The organism is Rhodobacteraceae bacterium IMCC1335, assembly GCA_039640495.1.
Classification (GTDB): Bacteria; Pseudomonadota; Alphaproteobacteria; order Rhodobacterales; family Rhodobacteraceae; genus Thalassovivens.
Genome location: CP046864.1, coordinates 2,593,843 through 2,610,474 on the forward strand (window position 1 = coordinate 2,593,843; position 16,632 = coordinate 2,610,474).

Here is a 16,632-nt window from a genome sequence, read left to right on the forward strand (position 1 = left end):
GCGCTGACGGTTGGACAATCAGGCCAATTCTGTCAAGAGCGGAAACGAAGTTTTGCTTATCCGCTATGGATCAAACTCGCGAGCATTTTAGGGTCAAGCGAGGTTTGTGCAAAAGTACAGCCTTCGGTCAGAATAGATACCGCGTCATGACTGTGCAGGCTTTCTTGATGGCTGGCGATCACCCTGAAATCCCCGATGCGTCCATCCGCTTTCAGGCCAGCGCAAAACAAGCGCGCCGCATCTTCAACAAAAATCGGGTTGGCCGCATTCAGTTCCGCAAAAGCTTGCTCATCCTCGCGCTTCACCATGACCTGAGTTTCCGTGGGCACCGCTTTACGGCATAGATCGATAATATCTTCAAACCACAAGCAGTCTTCGCCGCTCAGCACCACTGAGAGACGTGCCACCGAGCGTTGCGAATGCGGTGTCGCCAATTGGTTGCGTTCTTTTCGCGCATGTTCGCTCAATTCCAGTGAGCAGGGGCATGTTGAGCTATACACATAATCCAGATGCAAGATTTTATTGCGTATGCCACCCTGATCAACCAGCTCCAACGCGATATCGTAATACTGATAGCCCTGCAATCCAGAACGCAAACTGTCCATTTTCATTGGATAAGACAGACGCATTTGGATGCGCGCGTCAAAGCTTTCTAAATCGCTTTTGTAATCATCAAGCGCATGCTCCATCACATCAAAACTAAAACTTTTCTCGGCATGGCGATAAAAACTACGCATGATCCGTGACATATTGATGCCCTTTTTATCGGCATCAAGGCTGACTGTACCGGTGACCGATGTTTGCAAGGTCTGCTCTGAGCCGTTGCGGGTTTGGTAACTAATCGGCAGGCGGAAGTTCGAAATCCCAACATGCTGGATCTGCTGCTTCGCGCCGCGGATCAGCGCGGTGGGCCCGTTTTGCAAATCGGGCATACTGTCGCGATAAGCCTCATTGACCCTAAATTCAGCATTATATTTTGCGGAAAACTCAGGGTATTGTTGCGGCAATATCTGCGCAAGCAGGTCGGCATCCAGCGATGCTACCTCAGTTTCATCCGCGTGACCTACCCAGTTACGCAATATATCTAACGCCTCTTCAACGGCGTTTTGATCAGGCTGTGTGTTCGCGTTACGGGTATGAATATTCATGATATGCCCTTTTTGCATAAGACCGCGTTACTGATGGAAACCAAACAAGATCTTTATTTCATTATATCCTATACGGGCGACCCATCTCGCTGGATCACTTTTGTCACTTTAACTTTACATATTACACGCTGCTTGAGCAGCTGCCAAGGCCTGTCGCAGATCATCAATCAGATCCTCACCATCTTCCAAACCAATGCTGATCCGGATTAACCCATCGCTGATACCCAAATGCCGTTTCTGCTCGGCCGGTAGGCGATGATGCGTCGTGGTGGCAGGATGCGTCGCGATGGATTTTGCATCCCCAAGATTATTTGAAATCAAAATAATTTGCAGCGCGTTCAAAAAGGCAAACGCCGCCCTCTGGCCACCCTTTAATTCAACCGAGATCAGCGTACCGCCTGTGCCAAGTTGCGCTTGCGCCAACTCATATTGTGCATGCGCAGGATGCCCGGGATAGATCAACTGCGTTAAGGCTGAATGTCCCGATAGATCTTGGGCGATCAGAGCCGCAGTTTCGGCTTGCGCCCGAACCCGCAATTCGATTGTTTCCAATCCTTTTAGCATCACCCAAGCCGTGAACGGGCTCATCGCACCGCCCGTATGTTTCATATAGGGCTCTATCGTGCCTGAAATGAACTCAGCATTTGATAAAATCACGCCGCCAAGCATGCGCCCCTGCCCATCAATATGCTTGGTGGCTGAATAAATAACCACATCCGCCCCCTGCTCCAAAGCCCGCGAAAAAACCGGCGTTGAAAACACATTATCCACCATCACCAACGCGCCATTCGCATGCGCGATTTGCGCTACCTTTGACAGATCAATCACCTCCAAAGTCGGGTTTGAAATTGACTCAAAAAACACCAATCTCGTATCCGCGCGCACCGCCTGCACCCATTGCTTTAAATCGGTTCCGTCAACAAAAGTGACCTCAACACCGTTGCGAGGTAGGATTTCTTCCAAAATATAAAGGCAAGAGCCGAAAAGCGCGCGCGCTGCCACAACATGATCGCCCGCCTTTACCGTGGCCAGCAGTGCGCCGCTGACCGCAGCCATACCAGAGGCAGTGGCAAAGGCCGCCTCGGCCCCTTCCAACGCAGCCATACGCTCTTGAAACATCGCCACAGTCGGGTTGCCATAGCGCGCATAAATAAAATGACCCTCATCATCCCCATCGAAGCGTTCTTGAGCTTGCTCGGCGCTGTCATAAACGTAGCTTTGAGTTAAATAAATTGCTTCGCTGACCTCGTTGAACTGGCTGCGCCGATGGCCCGCATGCACCATTTTGGTGCGGCTTTTTAAACTCTTTTTCATTACAAACTCCTGCCACATACGCGGCGTCAAAACCCCTATCAAACGCAGCCAAGCGAAAGGGGGGCTTTCTCCTGACCTTTTAGCGGAATATGTTTTATGTGGCCCGCAATCTGGACTCAAATCACCACATGCGCGTGGGTACCCCAGCGCTTTAATTGGGTCAAGCATATGAAGCGAATTCAGCAAGCTTTGCCCCGAAGCCCTGCGCGTATGCAGCCATGCTATGCCTGAAAAGCCAAATACGCATGTCGCGGATCTTTTATGCGCAGCATGCGGCATCCCAACAAAGCGCGTTGCTTTGAAAATCCGTACCTCAAAAGCGTTTATGCTTGCGGTGCAGAACAAACCTTTATTATACCAACACTTTTAAGGAGTATATTGTGACAAAGCCCATTGATCTGTACTATTGGCCTACCCCAAACGGTTGGAAAATCTCGATTGCTTTAGAAGAAATGGGATTGCCGTATAAGGTCCATCTTATTGATATCAATGCAGGGGCACAGTTTGACGCGGCGTTTTTGAAACTCTCACCAAATGGTAGAATGCCCGCGATTGTCGATCCTGACGGGCCAGATAGAGCCCCGATTTCGCTGTTTGAATCGGGTGCAATCCTGCAATATCTGGCCAGAAAAACTGGGCTGTTTTACGGCGAAACCGAGCGCCAACGCATCGCGGTAGATCAATGGCTGATGTGGCAAATGGGCGGCGTTGGGCCAATGGCGGGCCAAGCCCATCATTTTCTAAGATACGCGCCAGCCATGGATCCCCCCCAAATCCTACCCTATGCGCAAAATCGCTATCGGGCCGAAACCAAACGGCTTTACACCCTGCTTGATAAGCAGCTTGCAGAAGCCGAATTCGTGGCCGGAGATTTCTTTTCCATCGCGGATATGGCGATTTGGTCTTGGGCCTCGCTTTGGCGGCGCCAAGAGCAAACTCTTGATGACAAGCCCAATTTCAGCCGATGGCTTGAGACTGTGAAGCAGCGACCCGGCGTTCAAGCGGGGCGGGCTTTAGAAGCCGCGCGCCGCACAACGCAATTGGAAGAAGACCGAGAGGCCCAAAAGCTCTTATTCCGTCAAACCTAGCCTGGTTTTGCCATCCGATGGCAACGCCCGATATATCGGCGTGCTTAAAGCCCGTCCATCCGGCCATATTTCTTTAGGATTGGATATTGCAGAATCATGAAAATAAATACGGCCGATGTCAGTCCGAAGGTTTTGAAGTAAACCCATGTTTCGCTGGATTGTGTGCGCCAAATAATTTCGTTCAAAGCGGCCAGGGCAAAGAAAAAAATCGCCAATCTGCGGCTGATAAGCTGCCAGCCAATATCCTCCATTGGGATCCGCTCGCCCAGCAACGCTTGCAAATAGCCTTTTCCCCGCATCTGCCCATAGGTGATTGCCGCGCCAAACAGCACGTAAATCAAAGTCGGCTTCATTTTAAAGAACCGTTCATCATTCAACAGCACCGTTAACGCCCCGAAGAAAATCACCAAGACAAGCGTCAAAACCTGCACTTTGGAGAGATGCCCATTGACCAACCAGCCGATAAAGGTAGAGGCGATCATCAAAGGCACAAAAATCGCGGTGGCTTGAATTAAGCTAGAATATTCAACCCCACCAATCACCATCACTTCGCCCTTGCGCCAAATGAACACGGCAAAGAAAATGATCACCGGCCCAATTTCAAGCAAGGATGACAAAAGAGGTGAATTGTTTTTCTCCGACATAGCGGAACTCCTATCCTGCAACTTCCACAATTACGGCCCCAGCGGCGATTGACAAAATCAACGCAACGCGCCTTGGGCCCACTGCTTCTTTCAGAAAATACCACCCGATCAAAGCCGCAAACACCGTTGACGTTTCCCGCAATATCGCGGCTTCTCCAACTTTGTCCAGACGTGTCGCCAACATAATCGACCCAAAGCTAAAAAACGCCACCCAAGCCCCGATCATGCCGCGCAAAAACAAAGGCAATAGATCTGGTCGATTGTGCATCTTACGCCATCGCAAATAAGCAAAGGGCGGCATCGACAGACCATCCAAAACAAAAAACCATATTAAGAAAACAAAGGGATCTTGCGCCGCGCGAATGCCATAGGCATCATAGGTGGTGTAAAGCGCAACAAATAACCCAGTCACCAGCGCAAAGCCCAAAGCGGCGCGCAAGGTCGCTCGATCTTCGATCAGATAAACCGCGTTATAAAGCGCCAAGCCAAATAGCGCCAGCACCAAAACCGCCACCCCTACCCATTGTAGCGTCGTGAAGGTTTCACCAAAAATCAAATAAGCCCCCAAAACCGTAAACACCGGGCCGGTGCCGCGCACCACAGGGTAAACCACCGTGTAAGCCCCGCGGCTATAGGCTGCCGCCTGCATCAACTTATAGATCAAATGAATGATCACCATTCCTGCAAATATTGGCCAGAGCCCTGGCTCTGGCCAAGGCAACACGAAGACGGCAATCGGCGTTGCCATCATAAAATAGCAAATATCAATCGCACCGCGTGACAGCCAGGGATCGTGTTGACCTTTTTGCAAAGCGCCGAAAACCGCGTGCAAAAACGCTGCTGATAGAGCCAAAACCATCGCAAGCTGGTGGCCTATTTCCGTCCCCTCAACCGTCAGAATCCAAGCGCTCACTGCGATAACCTCAACGTTTGTAGCCGGCGCAGCGGCGCCCTAACCCCAAATCGCCAGCGGCGGGCAATCTATCGCTCAAGACAGGTCTGCCCCAGTAAGGGCGCTGGCAAATTCTGCCGGATCAAAAGGTGCTAGATCATCAATCTGTTCCCCAACGCCGATCGCGTGAATGGGCAAGCCGAATTTATCCGCCAAGGCCACCAACACACCGCCTTTTGCGGTTCCATCCAGCTTGGTCATCACCAAACCAGAGACATCCGATATAGATTTGAAGATTTCCACCTGGCTCAGCGCGTTTTGACCAGTTGTCGCATCCAACACCAACAGGGTGTTATGCGGTGCTTCTGGATCTTTTTTGCGGATCACGCGCACAATTTTTGCCAATTCCTCCATCAAATCTGCGCGATTTTGCAACCGTCCGGCGGTATCAATCAGCAGCAAATCAGCGCCATCGGCCTGCGCCTGCGTCATCGCGTCAAAGGCCAAACTGGCCGGATCAGAGCCTTCTGGGGCCGTGAGCACCGGAACACCAGCCCGCTCACCCCAAATCTGCAATTGTTCCACTGCGGCAGCGCGAAACGTATCACCCGCAGCAATCACCACGGATTTGCCCGCCGCTTTGAACTGGCTGGCCAATTTTCCAATCGTGGTGGTTTTGCCCGAGCCATTGACGCCGACCACCAATACCACCTGCGGGGTTTGTGAATACAGCGGCATAGGCCGCGCGACGGGATCCATAATGCGCGTGATCTCATCCGCCAACATAGATTTCAGCTCAGCCACCGAAAGCCTTTTGCCAAATTGACCCTCTGCAATATTGCCCGTCACCCGCAAAGCCGTATCCACGCCCATATCCGAGGTGATCAGCAATTCTTCAAGCTGCTCGAGCATCTCATCATCCAGCTTGCGTTTTAAAACGCCCACCGATTGCATCCGCCCCATTAAACGTCCAAAAAACCCTGGTGTCGATTGGTTTTGCCCGCTTTGCCCCGCATCTGCAGATTTAGATACAGAGCCTTCTTCCGGCGCGGTTTTGCTTGAAGGGGGCTGCGCGGCTTGGCCGGAGGCAGCTTGGTTAACAGCGGCTTCTATTTCTATTTCATCCGCCGCAGGCGCTGCGGCGATGCGATCTGCATCGATGCCCAGATCCGCCTCTGTTGTGCCCATTATTTGAGCCTGTTCCTCTGTCATTTCTTCTGCCGCAGGATCGACCGGCGGCGGCATCGCGCCGCGTGCAGAGGCTTGGGCTGATGTTGGGGGGGAGTGGTCTTCGAACTCTCAACTTGGTGCGCATGGGCGCTGTCGCTCAAGGGCGCATCAACCGCCTCTGCAGGCTTGGCTTGCGGTGTCAAAGAGGGAGCAGATATCTGCTGATCGGTCTGCACTGTGAAATGGTCATCTAAAGGCTTTTTTCCGCCTGGGCTTGGATCGGCTTCATCGTTTGACGCTCTTTGTTGTTCTGTATCCACCAGAACAGAGGACTCGGCGCTTGTTTGCGGGTTTTCCGCAATATCCTGCTCAAGGCTTCCACCATCGGCCACAATTGAGTCCAAGCCGTCTTCCAGCTTTGAGGATGATCGAAACAAACGATCTTTAAGCTTTTTAAAAAATGCCATGGCTGCCTCCGCGTCTTCTCCTTCACCTAAGCGACATCAGCGCCAGATGGAAGAGGGGACAAAGCAGAAGCAGGCTTACGGCTCTTCCTGCCATCACATCACATTGCCCGCTTATCGCCCGCGTTAAGCGATAAATAGCATGTTAAGCGCGCGCCATCTGAAAAAAGTTGGTTATATCTCGTCCGAAAAATGCTTCATCGTCATCAAAATCGGGTTTGGCGCCGCCTGCCCCAAACCACAAATCGAGGCATCTTGCATCGCAGTGCACAATTCCCCCAGCAATGGTTGATCCCAGCTCTCAGACTGCATCAGCTTCACAGCCTTTTCGCAGCCAACGCGGCACGGGGTACATTGGCCGCAACTCTCATCTTCAAAAAACCGCAGCATATTCAGCGCCGCATCGCGGGCCCGGTCCTGATCTGACAGAACAACAACCGCGGCAGAGCCAATAAAGGATCCATACGGCTGCAGCGTATCAAAATCCAGCGGGATATCATTCATTGAAGCGGGCAATAGGCCCGAAGACGGCCCCCCGGTTGGTAGGCCTTGAATGCATGCCCCTGCGCCATCCCGCCGCTCGCCGCGATTATATCGGCAATCGTAGAACCCGCCGGCAAAAGGTAAACGCCAGGGTTTTGGACCCGCCCTGACACAGAATATGAGCGCAAACCTGTGCGCCCATTTTTTTCTACGCTGCTAAGAATTTGCGGACCTTCGCGAGCGATCCGGCACACCCAATGCAGGGTTTCCACATTATGTACCAGCGTCGGGCGCCCAAAAACGCCAACCTGCGCCACGAAAGGCGGGCGATGGCGGGGCATGCCGCGCTTGCCCTCAATGCTTTCGATCATCGCGCTTTCTTCGCCGCAGATATAGGCCCCGGCTCCGCGCCGTAGGTCAATATAGCCCGCAGGCACAAGACCCGCCGCTTCAAGCGCCGCAATCTCATCGGCTAAAATTTTCAACACAGCCGGATACTCATCACGCATATAAATAAAGGCCTTTTCCGCCTCAACCGCCCATGCCGCCATCAACATACCCTCAAGAAAAAGATGCGGCATGCGCTCAAGATAATAGCGGTCTTTAAATGTGCCCGGCTCGCCTTCATCGCCATTCACAGCCAAATAACGTGGGCCTTCATTGGCCCGAACAAAGCCCCATTTTTTACCCGATGGAAAACCTGCACCACCAAGCCCGCGCAAACCAGAGGCCAGAACCTGATCGTGTAGTGCTTCCCAATCCCCAGATTGGCGAAGCTCTTGCAGCGCCCGATAGCCGCCATTTTTTTGATACTCAGAAAGGGTTTCATAATCTGGGATTATTGGATGCGTGGCCTGCGCCGCAATCGCCCGTTCGACGGCATCAACTGTGGCATGGTCAATGTGATTATGGCCAAGCTCTAGCACGGGGGCGGTATCACAACGCCCCATACAGGGCGCACGCAGCACCCGCACTTGGCTTGAATCTAACCCATCCTGCAAAGCTTTTTGTAAACTCGCGGCCCCCGCCAATTCACAGCTCAAACTGTCGCAAACTCGAATGGTGAATGCAGGGGGCGGTGTTTCGCCTTCTTTGACCACGTCAAAATGCGCATAAAAACTGGCCACTTCGTATATTTCAGCCATCGACAAGCGCAGTTCTTCCGCCAAAGCCCGCAAATGCGCCGCGGATAAATGCCCATACTCATCTTGGATAAGATGCAAAAACTCGATCAGTAAATCCCGCTTGCGCGGCTGCGCGCCCAGCAGCATTTGCACCTCTTGCAGCGCTTGATCTTCATATTGGCGGCCCTTGGGCGTATGGCGCCCTTTGCCTTTGCCCGATTTCCAAACGCCTTTACGTTCATCCAATGCCATGCGATCTGCTCCTGCGCTTCTCGCGCCACCCTAGCTGTGCTTGGCCGGTTTTATGAAGCCCAAAAACGACATAGCGCTGTGCAGATACGTTCTCAGCTTAACAATATCCGAGAAAAAGGCGCGGATCGGAAACATTCTACTGTGTGAAAGCGCGGTAAAAACCGCGCTTCGGGCAAATCGCACAGCCATCTCGGACCGGCGTGTTGCGCTACACCTATCTGCAAAAAAACTATGCATGATAAAAAATAATCTCACCACGCAGCAGAAATTCTTCAACGCAAAAACTGAGCCTTAAAACGCAGGAACCGCGCAGAAAGTAATTGTCGCCACGCTCATAGCCACGCGCCAAGAAACAGCCAAACGTCGCTGAAGCCCCTAGAATAATGAGCCTTGATCGGAAGATTTAGACGGCGGCCGCGCTGTTTTAACGCGCGGCTCGCCCAACGCAAAACGCCCATCGGCAAATTCAATTTCTAATCCAGAGGCGGCTTTGGCGGCTTGGCGCGAAGTAATCACTGTATCTTGCGCGCGCACAACCGCATAGCCGCGATGCAACGTTGCCTTATAGCCGAGGGTTTCGCGCAAGCGCTCCAACCCGTCCAATTGCTGCTTGGACTTTAACAGCACGGCATCGGTTGCATCACTTAACCGGCGCGCCAATTGCGCAAGATCTTTGCGCCCTTGCGCAATGTCACGGCGCAGCGCGCGCGGATGCAGTTGTTGCGTTTTTTGCGCCAAAATATCTTGCTTGCGTTGCAATCCATGACGCAATGCCGGATCCAAACGATGCTCGCTGGCGTGCAATTTCAAACCCGCCGTTTTCAGACGTTGCCTCAACCCGTCAAAATTGAGGCGGCCTGCAGTTTCGGAAAGCGCTAAACGCCGGCTTTGCACCAAGCCGCGCAAAGCGTTGGGCAAACGCTCTGACAAAAAATCCAGCCTTTGCCGAGGATTTTCTAAAATCGTCTCTAATCGCGGTAAGGCCCGCGCCAAATCAGCCAAACGTTGCCGGTTTCGGCCAAAAGATGTGCTTAAAGCTTGGCTCATCCGCGCGTCCTGAGCGTTCACCCAAGCCGCCAGTTCATGGCGCACAGGCACCGCCAGTTCGGCCGCAGCAGTGGGGGTTGGCGCCCGCTTATCTGAGACATAATCAATCAATGTGGTATCGGTTTCATGACCCACAGCCGAGATAAGCGGAATGCCTGACGCAGCCGCGGCGCGCGCCACGCTTTCTTCATTAAACCCCCACAGATCTTCCAAAGAGCCGCCACCACGCGCCACAATCAGCAAGTCGGGGCGTGGAATTGCTCCGCCCGCCTCAAGCGCGTTAAAGCCAGCTATGGCGCGGCTGACCTCGCCCGCGCAGCGCTCACCCTGCACAGCCACCGGCCAAATCAGCACTTGGCGGGGAAAGCGGTCGCGCAATCGATGCAAAATATCGCGGATCACCGCTCCGGAAGGCGATGTCACCACGCCAATCACGTCGGGCAAATAGGGCAAAGGCTTTTTACGCGCGGCATCAAACAAACCTTCCGCCGCCAGCTGGACTTTGCGCTTTTCCAACATCGCCATCAATGCGCCCATACCGGCAGGCTTAAGATCTTCTATAATCAATTGATATTTTGACTGGCCAGCAAAAGTGGTCACCCGCCCGGTTGCAACCACTTCCAGCCCTTCTTCGGGGCGCATTGGCAGGCGCGCGGCAACGCCTTTCCAGACCACCGCCGAAATCACAGATTTTTCATCTTTTAGATCCAGATAGACATGGCCGGATCTCGGATAGGACACGCGTCCAATCTCACCCTTCAAGCGGATATGCGAAAACTCACCTTCGATCAGCCGTTTAATCGCACCAGAAATTTCCGAAACAGTGAATTCCGGCTGGTTAAAACCAACGACCGGATTATCGATTAAATCGGACATAAACGCCTCACTTGTGTCTTGCTGACGGCCAGCTTAGAACGCCGTGAAGCAAAGGCCAAGAGGAGCAGGCGCAATGAATATCTTAATATTGGGCAGCGGGGGGCGCGAACATGCTTTGGCCTGGGCCGTACAGCAGAACCCAAAATGTGATCGGCTCTGGATGGCGCCAGGAAACCCGGGTATGGCGGCGTTGGGAGAATGCGTTGCCATGGATATTGAGGATGCGGCCGCAATCCTGACATTCGTCGAGCAGAAGCAAATTGATTTTGTGATTATCGGCCCAGAAGCCCCGCTGGCGCTGGGCGTTTCGGATGCGTTGCGCGCGGCTGATATATTAACCTTTGGCCCTAGCAAAGCCGCCGCGGCGCTGGAATCAAGCAAAAACTTCACCAAACAAATTTGTGATGCCGCCAAAGCGCCAACCGCAGCCTATGGGCATTTTAGCGATGCGCAAAGCGCGAAAACCTATATCGCCGCGCAAGGGGCACCAATCGTGGTGAAGGCCGATGGCCTGGCCGCAGGCAAAGGCGTGATTATCGCCGAAGATATCCAAACAGCCTATTCCGCCGTGGATGACATGTTCGCGGGCGAATTTGGCAGCGCAGGCGCAGAAGTCGTGATTGAAGAGTTCATGGAAGGAGAAGAAGCCTCTTTTTTTGTGCTCTGCGATGGCGAGACTGTGTTGCCGATGGGCAGCGCGCAAGATCACAAGCGCGTGGGCGATGGCGATAGCGGCCCTAATACCGGCGGCATGGGGGCCTACTCGCCAGCGCCGGTGCTGACACAGGAGATTGCTGAGAAAGCATTGCATGAAATTATCCGCCCCACGATGGCCGAAATGCGCCGGCGCGGGATACCTTATCAAGGCGTGCTTTATGCAGGGCTGATGATCAAAGAAGGGCAGCCCCGGCTTGTGGAATATAACGTCCGATTTGGCGATCCCGAGTGCCAAGTGCTGATGATGCGTCTTGGTGCGCAAGCGCTTGATCTGATGCTGGCAACGGCGCAGGGTCAACTGAACACCGCCAAAATAAATTGGGCGGATGATCACGCGCTCACCGTGGTGTTGGCAAGCCAAGGCTATCCGGGCGCCTATCAAAAGGGCAGCGAGATAAAAGGCTTGGACGATATGGCTTTTGATTCCAAGCAGATGGTGTTTCATGCCGGCACGAAACAAGACGGCACAACGCTGCGCGCAAATGGGGGGCGGGTTTTAAACGTCACCGCGCGCGCAGAAACGTTGAGCGCGGCACAAAGCCGCGCCTATAAGCTGCTGGAAAAGGTTGATTGGCCAGAGGGCTTCCACCGCACTGATATCGGATGGCGGGCCCTGTAAGCGCCCGATCGGGTTTTTTAGGATGCTCAGAACTTGATGATTGGCTTAAATTTGCTTTTCGGGCATCTGCACAATCAATCCGTCAAGCGCATCCGTCACTTTTAACTGGCAGGTCAGGCGCGAGCGTACGGGATCGGGCTCATAGGCGAAATCGAGCATATCCTCTTCCATCGCCTCACGCATTGGCAGCTTTTCGACCCATGCAGGATCGATGTAAACATGGCAGGTTGAACAGGCGCAGGCGCCACCGCAATCGGCTTCAATTCCAGCAATATTATTATCCCGCGCGCCTTCCATCACGGTGAGCCCATTGGCCACCTCTACGCTATGTTCTGTGCCGTTATGTTCAATATATGTTATCTTTGCCATTTGCAGCCTGCCTTAAACACTTCGCTTTGTTCAATCATGCTGATACGCATTGTAGCGCCATTTTGCGAGAGCGAAAATTTACAACTTGTCATAAAAGTTAAATGTTCTATATTTGTTCTCATGCGAAAGCTCCATTTTCCCAGATATCCAAAGCCCCCCTCGGCCTGTCCGGCGGATCACCTGCCCTATGCCGCCACCGCTGATCGCATATGCGTGGCCGGATTGGTCATTTTAAGGCAACGGCCCGGCACTGCGAAAGGGGTAATTTTTATCACCTTAGAAGATGAAACAGGCACGATTAACATCGTGGTTTGGCGCAAAGTTTATGAACAGTTTCGGCGGGCTATTCTGTCGGCGCGGCTGATGCGGGTCACGGGCCATTTGCAGCGCGAAGCGGGTGTAACGCATGTTATTGCCCGAGAGATTGAAGATATCTCACCTTTGCTGGATCACTTGCTTAAGCAGGATAAAGAACAAAGCGCATCGCATTCCGCTTAAACGCCCTCATTCAGGCGCGGAACAGAACATAATCTGCCCCGTGCCTTCTTTTTTAACCTTGCCTATTCGACGCTTAGCACAACAAAACGCGGTTGGCCTTCCCGCCGCACCAATACAAGAACCGATTGTCGACCCGCCTCACGCGTTGCAACAATTTGCGCTTCAAGTTCGGCAACATCGCTGATCTTTTTCTGCCCCGCATCAGTGATAATATCGCCCGCGCGGATCCCTTTTTCATAAGCATCCGAACTTTCATCGACATTGGTGATTAACAACCCTTCAACGCTGCCATCCAAAGCATTGTCTTCGCGCAACTCATCAGTGATGTTTGAAAGCGTTAAACCAAGCAGCTCGGCTTTTGGCACCTCTATCGTTTCCTCTGGCACTGGCGCGGTTGCCAAAATTGCATCTTCACCCGGCCGTTGCCCCAAAATCACGTCAAGCGTTTTACGCTGCCCGGCGCGCATTACGACGGTTTTTACCACTTTGCCGACGGGCGATTTACCAACCAATTTGACCAAGGAACCAGAATCGGTAACCGCCTGCCCGTCAAACATCACAATCACATCGGTTACTTGCAGGCCTGCCGCTTTCGCAGGGCCATCAAAAACATCCAACACAATGGCACCAGATGGTTCATCCATCGCAAGCGCATCCGCCATTTCATCGGTGACATTGCCAATATTCACGCCCAACCAGCCCCGACGCACTTCGCCAAATTCCCGGATTTGATCGACAACGGGCACAACCACATTGGACGACATGGAAAAACCAATCCCGATCGAGCCGCCATTCGGCGAGAGGATGGCCGTGTTCACACCGATCACATCCCCGTTCATATTGAACAAAGGGCCGCCCGAATTGCCGCGATTGATCGCTGCATCCGTCTGAATGTAATCATCATAATTACCTGACAATTCACGATTTCTAGCCGAAATTATCCCTGCCGATACCGAAAATCCCTGCCCTAAAGGATTGCCGATGGCCATCACCCAATCGCCCACGCGCGCCACATCGCTATTGCCAAAGGCAACGAAAGCAAGCGGACCCTCTGCCTCCACTTTCAAAACCGCGATATCAACGTTTTTATCAACTCCAACCAATGTTGCAGAAAGCTCTGCCCCATCGGAAAACTCAACCATAATCTCATCAGCACCTTCGATCACGTGGTTATTGGTCACCACATAGCCATCTTCTGAAATCACAAAGCCTGACCCAAGCGCCGAGCCTCTGCGCGGCCCGGGCCGCGAGGGGCCACGCTCATTAAAATCGCGAAAAAGATCCTCAAATGGGCTGCCCTCGGGCACCACGCCGCGTGGCATTACATTTTCCGACATTTTTGTTGTTGTGGTAATATTCACCACAGCGGGGCTAATCTCTTCAACCAGATCAGCAAAGCTTTCCGGAGCGCTGCGCGCCGCCGCCATCAGGCTTTGTAACAGCACCAAAATTGTCACCAGAAAGGCCAGTTTCACGGCTTTCAAGCTTATCTGCCCCGGGGCTTTTGCGGTTATAACGGGCACATATGCGCTGCCTCGCTTAATATTCATAAATGCAACTCCTTGTCATTTGCTCAATGTGGTTTGCTCGACCGCGGATCTTTTGGAGATTATCAAAATATCCGGCCTCCGCCTTTAGATAAGCCCGCCCCCCCCAACAGACAAGGGCCACAGCCAATCTTCAGCTAAATGTGAACAAACGTGTGCTGATACGGCGCGCTAGGCGATTATCCGCGCAGCCCATAAAATAATAGCGCCCAGCAAAGCGATGACGGCCCCAATGAACCGGCGCTGCGATAGCGGCAAGGCTTGCAAATATTGCAACATCGCCTCCACCATAGAAGGGGCCAGCACATAGACCAGCCCCTCAAAAACTAAAATCAATCCAATCGCCCAGAGGCAGATTTCGATCATTTAGCGATTACATCCGATTTCAAATAGTTGAAAAACTCGGAATCCGGCGACATAACCATCGTCGAATTCTGCCCCTTCAACGCGGTTCGATAAGCAGCCAAAGATCTGTAAAATTCGAAGAATTCCGGATCTGCCCCGAACGCACTGGCAAAGATCGCATTTCGTTCTGCATCCGCCAAACCGCGGATGATTTCAGATTCGCGTCTCGCCTCGGATACGATCTCAACTTGTGTTCTATCCGCCAAAGCCCGTACCCGTTGCGCGGCTTCGTTCCCGCGCGCGATTTCATCTGCGGCTTCACGTTCGCGCTCGGCGCGCATTCTGGCGAAGGTTGCATCCAAATTGGCGCGCGGTAGATCGGTCCGTTTCAAGCGTACGTCAACCACTTCGATGCCCAGCGGCAGCGCTTTTTCAATCGCCGCGTTGCGGATCCGCGACATCAAAACAGCCCGATCCGAACTAAGAATATCGTTCGAGCTAACCGAGCCTAGAACTTCACGCATCTCACTTTTCAAGATACTGTCCAAGCGGCTTTCTGCCACTTGAACGCCCCCGGTGCCAACGGCTTCACGAAACTGGTTCACATCTGTGATCCGATATCGCGTAAACGCATCCACCACCAAGCGGCGATCATCCAAAGGCGTAACTTCCAGCGGGTCAACATCGCGGCTCAAAATTCGGTCATCATAGAAAACAACCTCTTGAATAAAGGGGATTTTAAACGCCAAACCAGGATCTTCTTTCACCGCCACCACGCGGCCAAATTGCAAAACCAGCGCTTTATTCCGCTCATCCACGATGAACACGGTTGACATGAACAGCGCAATCAAAACGACTGCGACTGGCACAATAAAACTTAACTTACGCATTAGTTTTTCTCCTGACGCAATTGGTTCAATGGCAGATAGGGCACCACGCCCTGACCGCCGATTTGATCATCGATGATCACCTTCTCAAGCCCACCTAGCACTTCTTCCATGGTTTCCAGATATAGCCGTTTGCGGGTTACCTCCGGGGCTTTGCTATATTCTTCCAAAACCGCACTAAAGCGGCTGGCTTCACCGGTCGCCTCATTCACCACGCGCGCGCGATATCCTTCGGCTTCTTCAAAGACCTGCGCAGATTCACCACGGGCCTGCGCCAAAACGCGGTTGGCATAGGCATCCGCTTGTTTTTCCAGACGGTCGCGCTCTTGCTCGGCGGCCTGCACGGCGCGGAACGCGTCAATCACCTGTTCGGGCGGATCGGCCCGATCAAAGTTCACCCGCACCAGGCTCACGCCGCTGCCATAGCTGTCAAGCGTTTCTTGAATGAGGGTTTCAAGATTTGCAGCGATCAAACCCCGGTCACGGTTCAGGATCGGGGCCAATTCAGATTGGGCAATAATTTCGCGCATCGCAGATTCAGACACGGCGCGAATGGTCATTTGTGGATCGCGCAAGTTGAACAAATATTTTGCGGGATCGCTAATATTCCAGACCACCTCAAAATCAATATCCACGATATTTTCATCGCGCGTCAGCATCAAACCCGCGTCACTTCCGCGGCCACCCACGCCAATGCTTTCATTTTGTTCTCGGGTTACCGGCAACACTTCACGGGTGACAAGGGGCCAAGGGGCAAAGTTCAAACCCGGATTGCCAATAGAGGAAAACTTGCCAAGGAATAACTCAACCGACTTTTCTTCCGGCTTTACAGTGTAAAAGCTGGAAAAACTCCAAAACGCCACCAATAAAGCCGCAATCAATAAATAGCCGCTGCGGCCCATGCCGGGGCCGGATTGTTGCGAAGATCCGTTGGAGCCTCCGCCCGAACCGCCGCCCAATAGAACCTTCAGCTGCTCTTGGCCTTTGCGCAGCATATCATCCAATTCTGGTGGCATTTGCGGGCCATCATTGCGCGGACGACGATCGCCGCCGCCGTTGCCATTGGGACGGTTGCGATCATCATTATCATCGCCACCGCCGCCGCGGCCCCATGGGCCACCTGAGTTTCCAGTCATTAAATTCGTTCC

At 53.0% G+C, this 16,632-nt stretch carries 15 protein-coding genes, 1 pseudogene and 1 riboswitch; of the genes and pseudogenes, 3 read left to right on the forward strand and 13 right to left on the reverse strand.

Annotation, left to right across the window (positions count from 1 at the left end; translation table 11 throughout):
- Nucleotides 1-56: 56 nt before the first annotated feature.
- Together GN241_12430 and metZ are read right to left on the reverse strand one after the other, a co-directional pair.
- Nucleotides 57-1,148, reverse strand: coding sequence for a GTP cyclohydrolase I FolE2 (locus tag GN241_12430; protein XAT58087.1), 1,092 nt, complete (start codon nt 1,146-1,148; stop codon nt 57-59).
- Nucleotides 1,149-1,262: 114 nt separating this feature from the next.
- A complete protein-coding gene (gene metZ, locus GN241_12435) occupies nt 1,263-2,462 on the reverse strand; it encodes an O-succinylhomoserine sulfhydrylase (protein XAT58088.1) in 1,200 nt (399 codons plus the stop codon).
- Nucleotides 2,463-2,521: 59 nt separating this feature from the next.
- Nucleotides 2,522-2,600, reverse strand: a riboswitch (SAM riboswitch).
- Between the two features lie 242 nt (nt 2,601-2,842).
- Here metZ and GN241_12440 point away from each other — a divergent pair.
- Nucleotides 2,843-3,550 carry a glutathione S-transferase family protein gene (locus GN241_12440; GenBank protein ID XAT58089.1) on the forward strand — a complete coding sequence of 236 codons (708 nt, stop codon included), beginning with the start codon at nt 2,843-2,845 and terminating at the stop codon, nt 3,548-3,550.
- A gap of 44 nt (nt 3,551-3,594) precedes the next feature.
- Here the strand turns inward: GN241_12440 and GN241_12445 are convergent, their stop codons facing one another.
- From GN241_12445 to GN241_12470, 6 genes and pseudogenes are all read right to left on the reverse strand, one after another.
- A complete protein-coding gene (locus GN241_12445) occupies nt 3,595-4,194 on the reverse strand; it encodes a septation protein A (protein ID XAT58090.1) in 600 nt (199 codons plus the stop codon).
- A gap of 10 nt (nt 4,195-4,204) precedes the next feature.
- Nucleotides 4,205-5,107 carry an EamA family transporter gene (locus GN241_12450; protein XAT58091.1) on the reverse strand — a complete coding sequence of 301 codons (903 nt, stop codon included), beginning with the start codon at nt 5,105-5,107 and terminating at the stop codon, nt 4,205-4,207.
- A gap of 75 nt (nt 5,108-5,182) precedes the next feature.
- Complete coding sequence (gene ftsY / locus GN241_12455; GenBank protein ID XAT58092.1) at nt 5,183-6,331, reverse strand: signal recognition particle-docking protein FtsY; 1,149 nt, start codon at nt 6,329-6,331, stop codon at nt 5,183-5,185.
- Entirely contained in the window at nt 6,295-6,723 is a 429-nt protein-coding gene (locus tag GN241_12460; GenBank protein ID XAT58093.1) for a hypothetical protein, read from the reverse strand. The genes ftsY and GN241_12460 overlap by 37 nt, the downstream gene beginning before the upstream one ends.
- A 171-nt stretch (nt 6,724-6,894) precedes the next feature.
- A pseudogene (locus GN241_12465) lies at nt 6,895-8,579 on the reverse strand (NADH-quinone oxidoreductase subunit F).
- A gap of 375 nt (nt 8,580-8,954) precedes the next feature.
- The gene (locus GN241_12470; GenBank protein XAT58094.1) at nt 8,955-10,502 is read right to left on the reverse strand and encodes an exodeoxyribonuclease VII large subunit; all 1,548 of its coding nucleotides are present in this window, start codon (nt 10,500-10,502) and stop codon (nt 8,955-8,957) included.
- Nucleotides 10,503-10,575: 73 nt separating this feature from the next.
- Here GN241_12470 and purD point away from each other — a divergent pair, with 73 nt between their 5' ends.
- On the forward strand, nt 10,576-11,838 hold the full coding sequence (gene purD / locus GN241_12475) for a phosphoribosylamine--glycine ligase (protein ID XAT58095.1): 1,263 nt from the start codon (nt 10,576-10,578) through the stop codon (nt 11,836-11,838).
- Nucleotides 11,839-11,883: 45 nt separating this feature from the next.
- On the opposite strand, the gene GN241_12480 is transcribed toward purD, so the two are convergent.
- Complete coding sequence (locus GN241_12480; GenBank protein XAT58096.1) at nt 11,884-12,207, reverse strand: 2Fe-2S iron-sulfur cluster binding domain-containing protein; 324 nt, start codon at nt 12,205-12,207, stop codon at nt 11,884-11,886.
- Nucleotides 12,208-12,327: 120 nt separating this feature from the next.
- Here GN241_12480 and GN241_12485 point away from each other — a divergent pair, with 120 nt between their 5' ends.
- Nucleotides 12,328-12,705 carry a hypothetical protein gene (locus GN241_12485; GenBank protein ID XAT58097.1) on the forward strand — a complete coding sequence of 126 codons (378 nt, stop codon included), beginning with the start codon at nt 12,328-12,330 and terminating at the stop codon, nt 12,703-12,705.
- A 62-nt stretch (nt 12,706-12,767) separates the two neighbouring features.
- Here GN241_12485 and GN241_12490 read toward each other — a convergent pair whose 3' ends face one another.
- The 4 genes from GN241_12490 to hflK all read right to left on the reverse strand — a co-directional run bounded on the left by GN241_12490 (nt 12,768) and on the right by hflK (nt 16,620).
- Nucleotides 12,768-14,255, reverse strand: a complete 1,488-nt coding sequence (locus GN241_12490) for a Do family serine endopeptidase (protein ID XAT58098.1) — start codon at nt 14,253-14,255, stop codon at nt 12,768-12,770.
- Nucleotides 14,256-14,423: 168 nt separating this feature from the next.
- Nucleotides 14,424-14,618, reverse strand: a complete 195-nt coding sequence (locus GN241_12495; protein ID XAT58099.1) for a DUF2065 family protein — start codon at nt 14,616-14,618, stop codon at nt 14,424-14,426.
- Nucleotides 14,615-15,487, reverse strand: coding sequence for a protease modulator HflC (locus GN241_12500; protein XAT58100.1), 873 nt, complete (start codon nt 15,485-15,487; stop codon nt 14,615-14,617). The genes GN241_12495 and GN241_12500 overlap by 4 nt, the downstream gene beginning before the upstream one ends.
- Entirely contained in the window at nt 15,487-16,620 is a 1,134-nt protein-coding gene (hflK, locus tag GN241_12505; protein XAT58101.1) for an FtsH protease activity modulator HflK, read from the reverse strand. Before hflK ends, GN241_12500 begins: the two co-directional genes overlap by 1 nt.
- Nucleotides 16,621-16,632 lie beyond the last annotated feature (12 nt).

What these genes read in the sequence shown, in the direction of transcription:
- purD (XAT58095.1), top strand. Translation starts at nt 10,576, where the DNA reads ATGAATATCTTAATATTGGGCAGCGGGGGGCGCGAACATGCTTTGGCC.
- GN241_12460 (XAT58093.1), bottom strand. Translation starts at nt 6,723, where the DNA reads ATGGCATTTTTTAAAAAGCTTAAAGATCGTTTGTTTCGATCATCCTCA.
- hflK (XAT58101.1), bottom strand. Translation starts at nt 16,620, where the DNA reads ATGACTGGAAACTCAGGTGGCCCATGGGGCCGCGGCGGCGGTGGCGAT.
- GN241_12470 (XAT58094.1), bottom strand. Translation starts at nt 10,502, where the DNA reads ATGTCCGATTTAATCGATAATCCGGTCGTTGGTTTTAACCAGCCGGAA.
- GN241_12480 (XAT58096.1), bottom strand. Translation starts at nt 12,207, where the DNA reads ATGGCAAAGATAACATATATTGAACATAACGGCACAGAACATAGCGTA.
- ftsY (XAT58092.1), bottom strand. Translation starts at nt 6,331, where the DNA reads ATGCCGCCGCCGGTCGATCCTGCGGCAGAAGAAATGACAGAGGAACAG.
- GN241_12445 (XAT58090.1), bottom strand. Translation starts at nt 4,194, where the DNA reads ATGTCGGAGAAAAACAATTCACCTCTTTTGTCATCCTTGCTTGAAATT.
- GN241_12495 (XAT58099.1), bottom strand. Translation starts at nt 14,618, where the DNA reads ATGATCGAAATCTGCCTCTGGGCGATTGGATTGATTTTAGTTTTTGAG.
- GN241_12490 (XAT58098.1), bottom strand. Translation starts at nt 14,255, where the DNA reads ATGAATATTAAGCGAGGCAGCGCATATGTGCCCGTTATAACCGCAAAA.
- GN241_12500 (XAT58100.1), bottom strand. Translation starts at nt 15,487, where the DNA reads ATGCGTAAGTTAAGTTTTATTGTGCCAGTCGCAGTCGTTTTGATTGCG.
- metZ (XAT58088.1), bottom strand. Translation starts at nt 2,462, where the DNA reads ATGAAAAAGAGTTTAAAAAGCCGCACCAAAATGGTGCATGCGGGCCAT.
- GN241_12485 (XAT58097.1), top strand. Translation starts at nt 12,328, where the DNA reads ATGCGAAAGCTCCATTTTCCCAGATATCCAAAGCCCCCCTCGGCCTGT.
- GN241_12430 (XAT58087.1), bottom strand. Translation starts at nt 1,148, where the DNA reads ATGAATATTCATACCCGTAACGCGAACACACAGCCTGATCAAAACGCC.